We start from the raw sequence: 13,571 nt of genomic DNA on the forward strand, positions 1-13,571 counted from the left end.
TTTTACAAATCCCATTCGGGCACAATGTCGCAGCTCTTGCATCGCAGGCACATTGTTTCCATGTCGGGTTTTAGCCCAGATTTTATCAGAATTTTCTTTTGTGCCTCAGCCATCTGAAGGAGGGAAAGCGGCGAAATGGAACCTCTGCCACGCACAAGCCTGAGGTTGGGAATAACACCCATGAAAGCAAGTTTTTCAATTCCATCAAGTAAACCCTCTTGGCTTTCGCCCAAACCCACAAGCACATTTGTTGTCACTTTTCCTTCTCCGAAAACCTTCACTGCATGCTCAAGCAGAGATAGTGTGTCTCGAAGGAATACAGGACATTCTCTCTCCAGCACGTGCTTATCAAACGAATGAATGTTTATCTTTATTTCAGTTGCACCTGCTTCATGCAATTCTTCAATCTGTTTCTTCTGGCTCACAAAAGGTTCCACACCTATTGGCATGGAAAATTCTTTTCTTGCTGCTTCTACAAACGCTTTCATCAGTTTCACATCTACATCGTTCTCTCCAACGCCAGAAGTCACTGCAATGCTGCGAATTTCTCCTGCTTTTCTTCGCATCAGCTCAACATATTTCTCAACGCACACAACATGCTTGCTTCCATACGGGAGATTGCAAAAACTGCAGTTGTATTGGCACCAATCGAGAAGGTTGAAAAATGCCATCTCTGGCGCATGAAAAACTGGCTTGAGGAAAGATATTGCTGTAACTTTTTTTTCGTTCTCAAACAGAAAAAATTTTCCGTTTTCCTCAGCAACTCTGAACTGCGAAGCCCCAATGCCCAACTTTACTCTGTGCCTCCCGAATTCCATAAAAACGGTTTTTTGCTCACCGTGTGGTCCAGCAACATCTCTGCAGACATACCCGGGGGGAAGTTTTGCCTCAAGTTTTACATTCCCAGCACAGAGCAGCGTTGCTTTCAACAGGGCATCAGACATATTTCCACTTTGTGCCATCCGCAGTGTCTTCTATTTCCACACCTAAGTTCCTCAAGCTCTCCCTTATTTTGTCCGCTGTAGCCCAATCCTTTCGCTTCCTGGCGTCAGTTCTCAACTCAACAAGCAATTCAATGAATTTGTCTGCTGTCCCTTCCTTCTCGAAATCAATCCCAAGGATGTTAGAAACTTCATCAAAGAAATGTAGAGCTAATGCAAGCGAGTTCATATCCAGCTTTTCCAACTTTTCATTGAGTGCTGAAACAAGTTCAAAAAGGACAGCAATTGCCTCCCTCGTGTTGAAATCCTCGTCCATTCTCTCAATAAATTTCTGGCGAAAGTTCTCCACATCTACAACTTCAGTTCCAAACTCCCCTTTTTCAAGGGCAGTAAGAATGTTAGTATAGCAAGTCCGCAATCGCTTCAGGGCGGCCTTTGCTTCGTCAAGGGCAGCATCAGAAAAGTCAATGGGTGAGCGGTAGTGGGCGTATGCAATGAAAAAGCGAAGCACATCGGGCTCGTATCTTGCAAGCACCTCACGAATTGTGAAGAAATTTCCAAGGCTCTTTGACATCTTTTCCTTGTTGATTGTGAGAAATCCATTGTGCATCCAGTATTTTACAAATTGCTTGCCTGTGTATGCCTCTGCCTGCAGAATCTCGCACTCATGGTGCGGGAACACAAGGTCCAGTCCTCCACCATGAATGTCAAAACTCTCGCCCAGGTATTTGATGGACATGACAGAGCATTCAATGTGCCATCCTGGCCTTCCATTCCCCCATGGACTTTCCCAGAAAATCTCGCCTTCCTTTGCTTTTTTCCATAACGCAAAATCCCAGGGCTCCTGCTTATCCTCGTTGACTTCGAGCGTTTTCATGTTTTCAAGGGACTGTTTTGAGAGCTTCCCAAACTCTTTTGCTTTTTTAACACTGAAATACACGCTGCCATTTGACTCATAGGCATAGCCATCGGCAACAAGCTTCTGAATTGTTGAAATTATTTCTGGAATGTGCTTTGTCACCCTTGGGTAGTGTGTAGCTGGCTTAACCTTCAGTTTGTGCATATCTTCAAAGAAGGCAGAGATAAATTTCTCTGCAAGTTTTCCCGGTTCAACCCCCGTCTCATTTGCTCTCGCAATAATTTTATCATCCACATCTGTAAAATTCTGCACAAAGGTAACTCTATAACCCTTGAATTCAAGGTATCTCCTAATTATGTCAAAACAGACATAAGAACGGGCATGACCCACATGACAGTAATCGTAGACAGTGGGCCCGCAGACATACATTCTCACATGCTCCTTCTCAATCGGCTCAAATGGTTCGATTTCCTGGCTCAAGGTATTGTAAATTCTAAGCATTTATTTCGCCCCCAGCACTTTCTTTTTTTCTTCCTTCAGCGTATCCAGCCATTTAGTCATGTGTGCGTAGTATGCATAGGTGAGCATGCAGGGGAAGTCCTTGCAATCAGAACAGTGTTGCATCCCTCTTTTGGAGGCACAGCCCCTTATCGGGCACTCAGTTTTCCTGCCTCCACAATAACCCCGCCTGCAGCCCCCACATCTACCCCATTTAAAATAAAGGCACCAGGCACACACATTGCCACATGGAGTTACTTTCTCAAAATCTGATGGCATTCACACCCACTTCTCTGCATCTGCTCATGCAAAGCCCGCAGCCAAAGCATTTTTCCACATCTACCTTGGCAACTTTTTCAACAATGCTCAACGCCTGATAAGGGCAGCTCATTGCACACAACCCACAACCAATGCATTTTTCCTCATCAATTTTCGGTGGCACTGGATATGTGCGGAACTCCAGTTTCTGCATGTTTTTCAATGCTAAGCCCCGCATTTCCTCAACAGATGAATAGCCCTTTCTTGCCATGAATTCAGCAATCTCACCAGCAATCTTCCCGAATACCTTTGGACCCTGTAAAATTGCAGCAGTGCAAACACCCACAGCACTGGCTCCCGTCATAATAAACTCAACTGCATCATTCCCTGACTCCACACCACCTACTCCAATAACTGGCACATTTACAGTTCTCACGATGTCATAGACGCATCGCAGCGCAATTGGCTTTATAGCACCACCAGAAAGCCAGCCATAGAATTCCCTGCTTCCCATGTAGGGCATTCCTGTTTCTATGTCAACTCCAAATGTTGGTCCAAAGGAGTTAACCGCAGTAATTGCGTCAGCACCAGCGCTTACAGCTGCCTTTGCAAACAGTTTAATGTCTGGTACATTCGGAGAGAGCTTAATTATTACTGGCAATCCAGTTTCCTTTGCCGCCTTGATTGCATTCTCTATTGGCTTTGTGTCACTTCCTAAATAGTGGGTGGAGAGTTCCAGCGCATCGGCATATTGTTTCACCTTCGGCGCAAGCTCAGCAATTTGCTCTGCGGTGTAGCCCAAGCTTATTATTAAGGGAAGTTTGGAATTCTTTGCAATTTTGTATTCTTTCTCAATCCATTGTTCTGGCGGTAATTCAGACCACAGCTCAGTGTTCAAAAACCCTGCCTTTGTCTTTGCCATACAGGGTCTTGGCACCTCTGCTGCCTTTATAGAAATTGTCTTGGTCACTATTGCACCAGCACCGCCCTTTGCACACTTCAGTATTGCATCTCCATTTCTAACTGGAGGGCCAGCAGCAGGAATCACAGGGTTCCTGAACTTCAAGCCGGCTATTTCCACACTCAAATCAATCTCTTTCATGAATTCACCTCTTCCCAGATTTTCCTAGAGATTTTTATACTTTTCTCCAAGATTTTCTCCTCATCTATACCTTCAAGTTTTCCCTCTCTGAGCACAACCTTTCCGTTCACAACTACATCTCTTATGTAGGAGGCACCCATTCCGAAAATAAAGTGCCATGGTAGGTTTTGAGGACTGATATCTGTGTAATTATGGTAATCAAGAAGGATGAAATCTGCAGCGTATCCCTTCGCAATTTTCCCAAGTTTCACGCCAAAAAATCTCTCAGCCAGTTCTGTGTTTCTGGTGAGTATCTCCCACACAGTGCTCGCGGGCATTTCGCAGGGGTTTGCATTTGCAAATTTGTGGAAAATATGGCAGACCTTTGCCTCCGTAAACATATCATGGGTGAAACCATCAGTCCCAAGATAAACCTTTAATCCCTTTTTCAACATAAGGGGAATTTTCGGGTAACCCACTGCATTGTTCATATTTGATTCTGGGCAATGGACTACATTTGCACCCGCATGATGCAGTTTTTTGATTTCGCTCTCGCTTAAATGAATACAGTGGATGCAGAGCGCTTTGGAATCCAGCAATCCGAATTTTTCAAGGCGAGAGACCACATTCATGCCGTAATTTTCTTTTGCATCCCTTTGGTCAACCTTGTCCTCAGCCACATGGATGTGAACCCCTGCCCCACTTGCATCCTTTACTTTTCTAATCCTTTCAAGCGTGGCATCTGAAACTGTGAAAGAGGCATGAATTCCAATCGTGCCTGAGAGCATTGGAGTTTGCTTTTTCACGAATTGCTCATTTTCCTTAATTGCCTCCTCCGCCTTTGCCTCTCCATAACGGTCTGTGATTTCATAGCTGAGGTTTGCTCTCACTCCAAGTTTGGCTGCAACACCCGCAATAGTGTCAAGGGAGCCAGTGATAAATTTCGGGCTGGCATGATGGTCGAAATAAGTTGTGGTGCCGTGCTTGATGCCCTCAATAAGTGAAACCCAGGCAGAAAACTCCACCGCTTCTCTATCTAGCACAGAATCCAGTTTCCACCAGAGGTTTTTTAGAATGTTAGGGAAATCTGTGAGCTTGCCTTTAACACTCATTCCTCTAGCGAAGGCACTGTAGATGTGGGTGTGGGCACAAATAAGCCCTGGCATTAAAATTCTGCCCTTGCAATCATGGAATTCTCCCGCATGCTTCTGCTTGAGTGCTGCAGTGTCTCCAACCTCAATAATCACGCCATTCTGAACTGCTACGGCCCAGTCCCTGGCTATTGAACCATCTTCCCGCAGCACTCTTGCATTCCCGAAAAGCATGAAATCACTTATCCATGCCCTTCAAAGCCCGTATCTGTTTTACTACACTTTCCACAGCGTTCTTTGCATTTTCAATTCTGTCCTCTGCCTGCAAGCGTGTCATTCCTGGACCAGAAATTCCAAGTCCTACTGGCTTCTCAAACTCCACACTCAAGTCCGCAAGCTTTCTTGCTGCATTCTGCATAATTATCTGGTCATGGTCGGTCTCGCCCTTTATCACTGCACCCAGTGCAACCACACCATCAATGTCCTTCCTTTTCAGCAATTTTTTTGCAGCAATTGGCATGTCATACACACCTGGCATAGTCACAACCTCTGCAATCTCCACGCCAAGAAACTCTGCATGCGCCTTTGCCCGCTCCAACATCATCATTGTGATGTCGTAGTTGAACTCGCTTACCACTATTCCAATTCTTATTTTTTCTGGCATTTTTATTCCTCCTATTTCATTCCTAATTTACCTGTAAATTTCGTGGAGTTTTGGTCTCCTGACATCTCCATCGGTTTCCTCCTCATCTGTTTTCACACTTTCGCATCGCTTCTTTATCGGTCCAAAAAGCTTCTCTGCTTCCCCTATTGCGTCAAAGAACATGTTCTCGGCCCACTGGGGAATGATAGAAATGTTGTGGAATACATTTTCCATTACATAGGAAATTGTGAGTCGTTCGTACTTCTCATAGTATTGTTTGTATTTCTTTTTGATGAGCTTGACTATTTTTTCTCTCACCCTCTCTAAATTTTCTGGTTTCACATTTATTTTTTTCTTCTTAAGTGATTCTAGTTCTTCGCCAATCACAAAATCCGCAAGTCTCTCTATTGAATCCTCATCAAACTCCCAGGGGTTCACATAAACAAGCTTAGGTTTCACTCTGAGTAGGACATCAAGAAAGTGGGGCCAGTTGTCAGGGTCTGAAAGGGATGCCCTTGTAAGTTTGTCTATATCTGGCAGATAACCCATCAAATATGGAATGTCCTCTTTTTTCAGAGTGTCTAGAATTTTGGGATAGATATCTTCTATCAATTCTGGTTGGGCCGCAATTTCACATTTTATCCCTTTTCTTTCCTTCTTTTTCATTCATTTTCACCTCAGTGCGATTTCACCTTCATCTTCAAATCCCTGGCGTAAGCCCTTTCCAGCATTTTTCGTGAGTTCTTCCGGCTTAAAAATTAGGAGATATGCATTCTTTGCATGCTCCCTTGCTCTTCTATCTGCAAGCCAGGCAAGCTCTCGTTCATCTTTTGCCTCATCAGCATGCACAAAAACCTCAATTATGTGTTTCATTAACTCAAGCTGGACTGCAATTAGACCTTGGGAAGCCTCATGGGCACATTGCTTGTCTATTGGTTTAGGACCAGGCATTCCAAGGGCAATTACAATGTCTGCATTTTTCTCCACAAACAACTTCTTGCACGCAACAGGAAGGTCTTTTATCCCAGGAACTGTGTAACGCACAATCCTGAAACCAGTGCCGAGGGCTGAAAGTTCCTCAATTGCACTCTTTGCCATGTCAAATCTAGCGAAGGTTGTGTCCGCAATCCCGATTATTTTCATATCTTCTTACCCCTATCTCCTTCTCGCTCTAATATTTTTTGGATGATGCGTCGTGTTGCAAGCAGGTCGTGGGAGAGCGGCGGTGCTCGCTCAACCTTAACAATTAGCCCACGTTTTTCGCACTCTCTCTCTATTTCCTTTGGATCAAATTTCTGGTCGTAGCCAAGCACAATTACATCTGGCTTCACAGCTTCGACCGTTTTGTAGAAGTCCTCGGTATCACCAAGAATTGCTTCATCCACAGGTTTAAGGGCAGACACCATCTGGACTCTGAGATAATCGGGCACGATAGGTAAACGACCTTTTCTTTTCAACACAGTCACATCCCTTGCCACCACGACAACAAGCTTATCCCCAAATTTCCTTGCCTCGTTGAGATAGTGGACATGCCCAAGATGGAGAATGTCAAACACGCCCGAAGCCATCACGACCTTCATTTCGCCATGCCTCTATAATTTCCTTACCCTCAACAAATATTAAACCGTTTTGTTTTGCAAACATCCTTGCATCCTCCTTTTTCATAGCATGGCCATCATCAGCCATAATTTCACAAATTGCGGCAGAAGGGGTAACGCCTGCCATCACCATAAGTGCGGTAGCAAGTTCAGTGTGACCTTGCCTTCTAGTGACCAAGCCCTTGCTCGCATTGAGCAATGGCACATGGCCAGGACTCCGAAAGTTGGCTTTAAGATTCCTCAAGCTCTCTTCTGGTTTGCGGTGGCGGAAGTACTCACCAACAGATTTCCCAAATTCTGAGATTGTAAGGGCTCTATCTCTATCAGTAATCCCAGTAAAAGTTCTTCTGTGATTGATTGTTACTGAAAAAGAGCTTTTTGCATCGTACGGAATGTCATAGGGTTCAAGGGCTTTGAGGACACTGTAATCATTCCAGCATCTGGAAAGAACATCCGTAAGATAGGGAAGTCCAACTGCCTCCCAGAATTCAGGTGGCACTGTAACGCAGATTAAGCCCCCTCCTTCTTTCCGCATTTGCCTCACATGCTCATGGGTGACAAACTGGCTACAGATGACAAAATCGGTTTCGTGTTCCCTATCATCTGCATCATATACCAGAACGAATTTGCCGCTTGCAATGGCTTCTATCGCCTCTTTCAGCATCGGAGGAAGTGTAAGAGAGAACGCATAAAAAGGTTTGTATATTCGAATTGCATCTTTTGATATGGTGAGAAGTGTGATGAATCTAAAGAGCAAAATTACACCGAGGGGTCTGCGAAGAAATTGGGAACATAATATCGGCCGCCCCACAAATAGAGTGACGAGTTTGTTTGGCACTGAGGAGTGGAGAAAGAAAGAACAAAACTTAGAGGAGCAAAGTTGCTGCAAAATTCTGGTCTTTTTTATTGTTATTATTCTTGTGATCAACATGCTTATAGTTCTAATATGTCAGAGTAGAAATGTTGGCGAAATGAAAATTATTCAGAATAGTGAATGTGATAAGTCCAAGGCAGTGGATGAATCACTCAGTGAAATTAAAACTGAGGGCGTCCCACATGCACAAATCTACATAAATGGGAATGAAGGATTCAGTGCCATAAATGGAGTTGTTGGTGGCTCTGGAACACACACAGACCCATATATAATAGAGAAATGGAATATAAACGCAAATGGTAGCAACTACTGTATTTGGATAGAAAACACAAATGCGTATTTTGTCATTAGAGATTGTTATCTTCATGGTGCAGCAGCGGGAGATAATCCATACGGTTCTGGCATCGCACTTATTAATGTTACAAATGGAAAGATAGAAAACAACAAACTCAGTGGGAACTCCTATGGTGTTTATTTGTTTTCATCTAGCAATAACACAATAATATGCAACGATGCTTCAGGTAGCTTAGAGGGCATCTATTTATGTTCCTCTAGCAACAACACAATCGCAAATAACAACGTCACTAGCAACTACTATGGTATCTACTTAGTTTACTCATATAACAACAATATAACTTATAACGATATCTTTGGCAACTCATGGAATGGCATCGGTTTGCAAGCTTCTACTGACAACTACATAATGAACAACAGAGTTTTCTACAATTGTTGGCATGGCATCTATTTAGATTCGACTAGCGATGGCAACAGCATAACAAACAACAATGTCTCAGGTAATGAGAACGGTATATTTTTTACATCCTCAAACAACCAGATAGCAAACAATAAGGTCTCAAATAATTTCGGTGCAGGAATTCGTTCAGTGTGCTCTACCAGAAACAACATAACACACAACAATGTGTTTGATAATTGGATTGGCATCTATCTGGATTCATCAAGCGATCACATCATCACAAATAACATTATGCAGAACAATAGCATCATGATATGGGGTTGCTCTCTTTCGCATTGGAATACCCACAACATTGATACAACAAATCTAGTAAATGGAAAGCCAGTTTATTATTACAAAAATCAAACCACAGGGATGGTGCCATCGGATGCAGGGCAAGTTATTCTAGCGAATTGCACGAATATGACTGTAAATGGATTGAATATCTCTAAATCCTCTGTGGCTATTGAACTCGGTTTTTCCAGCTACAACACTATATCCAACAACAATGTTTCCGCTAACAACTACGGCATCCTATTGGATGCCTCAACCTACAACACCGTAACAAACAACACCGCCTCAGTAAACGCATACTACGGTCTCTATTTGTATGGAGCTAGTAATAATGACATAACAAACAACACGATTTATAATAACTTGGGCAATGGCATCTATTTGTTTGTTTCAAGTAATAGCAACAACATAACCAACAACTCTGTTACAGATAACTGCCAGAATGGTATTTCTCTAGATTACTTTAGCAACGACAACACCATAACAAGCAACACGGTTTCTGATAACGCATGGAGTGGCATATATTTGAGTTATTCGAACAATAACAGCATAATAAATAACAATGCATCGGGCAATGACTATGGTGTCTACACCGAATACTCAAGTAACAATACGCTGACAAACAACATTATGTATGGCAATGGAATTATGATTTGTGGTCTGGGAGTTTCCTATTGGAACACTCACAACATTAACACGACAAACCTTGTAAATGGAAAGCCAGTTTACTATTATAAGGACCAAACATCTGGTGCGGTTCCATCAAATGCTGGGCAAGTTATACTCGCAAATTGTACAAACATGACTATAAGTGGGTTAAGTGTGGACAATGCTTCTGTTGGAATCTTACTTGGTTTCTCCAGTCATACTACCATAATAAACAACAATGTCTCCCACAATACTCATGGTATCTACTTGGTGTGCTCTCCCAATAATATCATAATGGATAACAATGCTACTTCCAACAGCTATGGTGTCTATGTTGAGTATTCTATAAGTAACCTTATCAAGACCAACAATGCCGCAGGTAACTACATAGGCATTTACTTGTATAAATCATGCAACAACACACTGACTAACAACACCATGCACCACGATGGAATTGTGATTTGGGGCGATGAGCTAGCCCATTGGAATACCCATAATATTGATACAACAAATCTAGTAAATGGAAAGCCAGTTTATTATTATAAAAATCAAACCACAGGGATGGTGCCATCGGATGCTGGGCAAGTTATTCTAGCGAATTGCACGAATATGACCATAACAGGTTTAAATGTGAGGGATACTTCTGTTGGTATCTTGCTTATTTTTTCCCGTTACACTAACATAACAGACAACAATGTCTCGGGGAACAGCCATGGTATCTACTTGGGGAACGCATGGAACATCACAATAACAAACAACACTGTTACTGATAATAACTACGGCCTTTATTTAGAATACTCATGGAACATTACCATATCAGGCAATAATGCTTCTAACAACGAATATGGGGTTTATTTGCAGTACTCATCAAAAAACAAAATAACGGATAACTGGTTTTGCAACAATGGGAACTATGGGCTGAGCATAATAATGGGTTCAAAAGAAAACTGCGTTTACCATAACAGGTTCATCGGTAATAACGGTGCAGGCAAGGGGGTTTCAGGTAACAGCCAGGCGTACGATAGTGTTGGTGGTAACTACTGGTGTGACAATACTTTGCAGGAGGGTAATTATTGGAGCAATTGGGATGGGAATGGCTGGGGTAGTGCGGCTGCATACCCGATAGATGGAGGTGCAGGAGCGAGCGATTGGTATCCACTCTCAAGCCCTGTCAACGAGGGAACAGCATTCTCCTTCTTGATGCTAGTTTTGGCATGTCTAATTATTGTTTCTAGTAATAGCAGAAAATTCCTCAAGTTTCCATAATCTTTTTACGCTGCAGCAGGCGGATTCCTACTTTCGACACAGCGCACCATATCCTGGGACAGAGTTCTTAAGCTTTCATTTCCAGAAGCGAACTCGGACAAGCCCAAAACATTTTTATCCCAAATACGGTTCGGGGTGCGGTGAAACCATGAAAAAGCAACTCCTGATGGCAATGGCAATTGTTTTGGGTTTATTTATGGCTCTGGGAACATCCAGTTCCACAGCGCAAGCAACTGATTTTCAGGCGACTGCGGAAATTGCATTTATGATCGAGGGTGGCCAGAGAGTACCAGCTCTCACTGAAGGCGACCATGTAACCCTGCTTGTGACCATAAACAATGTGGGTCTAAACGACATCATCCATCGGAATTTCACACTTTGGATTGGAACTACAAATGAGAACTGGACATTCAATGAAACCATAACCATTTCAAAGAAATCCACAACTTCACTGAATTTCACATGGACAGTTCCCACCAATGGGGAATATACGATAAGAGCGTTTGTGGAAGACCACGAGATTCCAATGAGCCCAGACACTGTGTTTGTAGGCGAGAAAAAGGCAGAATCACCACTCATTGCAGTAATACCAATTGCATCAATTCTCGGGCTCTTCATAGCTTTTGGAATGGCATACTGGGTTCTCAAGCAACCGTCAGGCACTGAAAAAATGAGAGCGGTAGCAGATGCAATCAGAGAAGGTGCAGATGCCTTCCTTAAAAGGCAGTATTCCACGATTTTCATGCTTTCAGCCATTCTTGCAGTCATAATTTTTGTCGTTGTGGGCTTACTTTCTTCTGAAGGATTCGCTCTTGGTGGAAAAATTGCAGGCGCATTCATCTTTGGTGCCATTTGTTCTGGAATTGCTGGCTATCTCGGAATGTATGTGTCTGTTAGAGCAAATGTGAAGGTGGCTCAGGCCTCAAGGAAGGATGCAAATCTAGCGTTGCAAATTGCATTGCGTGGGGGTTCAGTGACTGGCTTTGCAGTCGTTGCAATGAGCTTGCTCGGAGTTTCTGGTCTCTATTACCTCTATGGCTATGGTTCCGACCCAAGAGTTACGCCCTTCCTCATAGTCGGCTTTGGTTTCGGTGCCAGCTTTGTGGCTCTCTTCGCCCAGCTTGGTGGTGGGATTTACACAAAAGCAGCAGATGTAGGAGCTGACCTCGTAGGTAAGGTAGAGGCAGGAATTCCAGAGGATGACCCGAGAAACCCTGCGGTGGTTGCAGACCTTGTCGGTGATAATGTGGGTGATTGTGCAGGAAGAGGTGCGGACCTGTTTGAATCAACTGCTGCAGAAAACATCGGTGCAATGATTCTTGGTGTTGCCCTTTTCCCATACTTTGGAGTAAATGGAATAATGTTCCCACTTGTGGCAAGAGCGTTCGGTATTTTCGCAACCCTGATAGGAATAATGCTTGTAAGATTGCGGGGAAATGAAGACCCATTGAATGCCCTTAACAGGGGCTATTATGCTACTGCAACTTTTGCAGCGATTTTCTTTGGACTCGCCACATATCTAATGCTAGGTGAACACTGGCTGAACTTCTTCATTGCTGGTATCGTGGGAATAATGGCAAGCATTGCGATTGTTTACATCACGCTCTATTACACTGACAAGAAATACAGGCCAGTTAAGGAAATTGCTGAAGCATCAAGAACAGGTGCGGGCACAAACATAATCACTGGTTTTGCAGTTGGACTTGAATGCACGGCCTTGCCAGCAATCGTGCTGGGTATTGCACTCATTGTCTCCTTCAAACTCGGAGAATTTACTGGCTTGCCAAATGGGGGTCTCTATGGAACTGCAATTGCCACGATGGGTATGCTGTCAACAGCCGCCTACATCCTTGCGATGGACACATTTGGCCCGATAACTGACAACGCCGGAGGCATCAACGAGATGAGTGGGGATGCACCTAAAGAGGCAGAGAAAATCACGGCAAGGCTGGATGCAATTGGAAACACTACAAAGGCACTTACCAAGGGTTATGCAGTAGGAAGTGCAGGACTTGCGGCATTTTTGCTGTTCTCAGCTTACCTTGATGAAGTCACAAAGTACACTGGTACAGTGTTCCATGTGGTAGACATAGCAAAAGTAGAAGTGTTTGTGGGTGCGCTCATGGGTGCGATGCTTGTTTACCTCTTCTCTGGGTTTGCGATAAGAGCAGTGGGCAAGACCGCGTCCTACATAATTCAGGAAGTGCGAAGACAGTTCAAGGAAATTCCAGGCATCATGGAAGGCAAGGCAAAACCCGACTATGCAAAATGCGTGGACATCACGACAAAAGGCGCTCTGAAGAACATGATTGTGCCAGGCATTCTTGCTGTTGCAGTGCCTGTTGCAGTTGGTTTGCTGGTGAAGTGGGCATATGTCGGTTATCCTGGAACACCAGGTGCTGAATCAGTGGCTGCCTTGCTCATGGTTGGTACGATTGCAGGAATAATGCTTGCAAATCTGATGAACAATGGTGGCGGTGCCTGGGACAATGCAAAGAAGTACATTGAGGAAGGAATGTACGGCGGAAAGAAGAGCGATGCCCACAAAGCAGCGGTGGTCGGAGATACAGTGGGAGACCCATTCAAGGACACTGCTGGACCAAGCTTGCATGTGCTCATAAAGTTGCTGAGCACAGTAACGCTTGTGTTTGTGGTGTTGTATATCTGAGACGAACGAGAAACTCTTTCTAATTTTTTTCCTCTTTTATTTGTTGTCTCTTTTTGTTTTCATTTCCCGATAACCATCGTTAGAAATAAATACAAAAATACCATTACTGTTTTTGAGGG

12 protein-coding genes are annotated in these 13,571 nt (G+C 43.7%); 2 read left to right on the forward strand and 10 right to left on the reverse strand.

Annotation, left to right across the window (positions count from 1 at the left end):
- Nucleotides 1-2: 2 nt before the first annotated feature.
- The 10 genes from QXD64_02410 to ribB are packed head-to-tail and all read right to left on the reverse strand — an operon-like array spanning nt 3 to nt 7,633.
- Nucleotides 3-944 carry a radical SAM protein gene (locus tag QXD64_02410; GenBank protein ID MEM3396167.1) on the reverse strand — a complete coding sequence of 314 codons (942 nt, stop codon included), beginning with the start codon at nt 942-944 and terminating at the stop codon, nt 3-5.
- Entirely contained in the window at nt 937-2,301 is a 1,365-nt protein-coding gene (gene cysS, locus QXD64_02415) for a cysteine--tRNA ligase (GenBank protein MEM3396168.1), read from the reverse strand. Before cysS ends, QXD64_02410 begins: the two co-directional genes overlap by 8 nt.
- Nucleotides 2,302-2,577: a DUF3795 domain-containing protein gene (locus QXD64_02420; GenBank protein MEM3396169.1), complete on the reverse strand. Its 276-nt coding sequence runs from the start codon at nt 2,575-2,577 to the stop codon at nt 2,302-2,304.
- Entirely contained in the window at nt 2,561-3,658 is a 1,098-nt protein-coding gene (locus tag QXD64_02425) for a 4Fe-4S binding protein (protein MEM3396170.1), read from the reverse strand. Before QXD64_02425 ends, QXD64_02420 begins: the two co-directional genes overlap by 17 nt.
- The gene (gene ssnA, locus QXD64_02430; GenBank protein MEM3396171.1) at nt 3,655-4,962 is read right to left on the reverse strand and encodes a putative aminohydrolase SsnA; all 1,308 of its coding nucleotides are present in this window, start codon (nt 4,960-4,962) and stop codon (nt 3,655-3,657) included. Before ssnA ends, QXD64_02425 begins: the two co-directional genes overlap by 4 nt.
- A 4-nt stretch (nt 4,963-4,966) precedes the next feature.
- Nucleotides 4,967-5,392: a 6,7-dimethyl-8-ribityllumazine synthase gene (ribH, locus tag QXD64_02435; GenBank protein MEM3396172.1), complete on the reverse strand. Its 426-nt coding sequence runs from the start codon at nt 5,390-5,392 to the stop codon at nt 4,967-4,969.
- A 27-nt stretch (nt 5,393-5,419) separates the two neighbouring features.
- Complete coding sequence (locus tag QXD64_02440) at nt 5,420-6,037, reverse strand: hypothetical protein (GenBank protein ID MEM3396173.1); 618 nt, start codon at nt 6,035-6,037, stop codon at nt 5,420-5,422.
- A 6-nt stretch (nt 6,038-6,043) separates the two neighbouring features.
- On the reverse strand, nt 6,044-6,514 hold the full coding sequence (gene ribC / locus QXD64_02445; GenBank protein MEM3396174.1) for a riboflavin synthase: 471 nt from the start codon (nt 6,512-6,514) through the stop codon (nt 6,044-6,046).
- A complete protein-coding gene (locus QXD64_02450; protein MEM3396175.1) occupies nt 6,511-6,951 on the reverse strand; it encodes an adenylyltransferase/cytidyltransferase family protein in 441 nt (146 codons plus the stop codon). The genes ribC and QXD64_02450 overlap by 4 nt, the downstream gene beginning before the upstream one ends.
- Nucleotides 6,920-7,633 (reverse strand): 3,4-dihydroxy-2-butanone-4-phosphate synthase, encoded by a 714-nt coding sequence (ribB, locus tag QXD64_02455; GenBank protein MEM3396176.1) that lies wholly within the window; start codon nt 7,631-7,633, stop codon nt 6,920-6,922. Before ribB ends, QXD64_02450 begins: the two co-directional genes overlap by 32 nt.
- Nucleotides 7,634-7,709: 76 nt before the next feature.
- Here ribB and QXD64_02460 point away from each other — a divergent pair, with 76 nt between their 5' ends.
- Together QXD64_02460 and QXD64_02465 are read left to right on the forward strand one after the other, a co-directional pair.
- Nucleotides 7,710-10,784, forward strand: a complete 3,075-nt coding sequence (locus QXD64_02460; GenBank protein MEM3396177.1) for a NosD domain-containing protein — start codon at nt 7,710-7,712, stop codon at nt 10,782-10,784.
- A 148-nt stretch (nt 10,785-10,932) separates the two neighbouring features.
- Complete coding sequence (locus tag QXD64_02465; GenBank protein ID MEM3396178.1) at nt 10,933-13,452, forward strand: sodium-translocating pyrophosphatase; 2,520 nt, start codon at nt 10,933-10,935, stop codon at nt 13,450-13,452.
- Nucleotides 13,453-13,571 lie beyond the last annotated feature (119 nt).

This window comes from Thermoplasmata archaeon, from assembly GCA_038874435.1.
Classification (GTDB): Archaea; Thermoplasmatota; Thermoplasmata; order Lutacidiplasmatales; family SKW197; genus SKW197.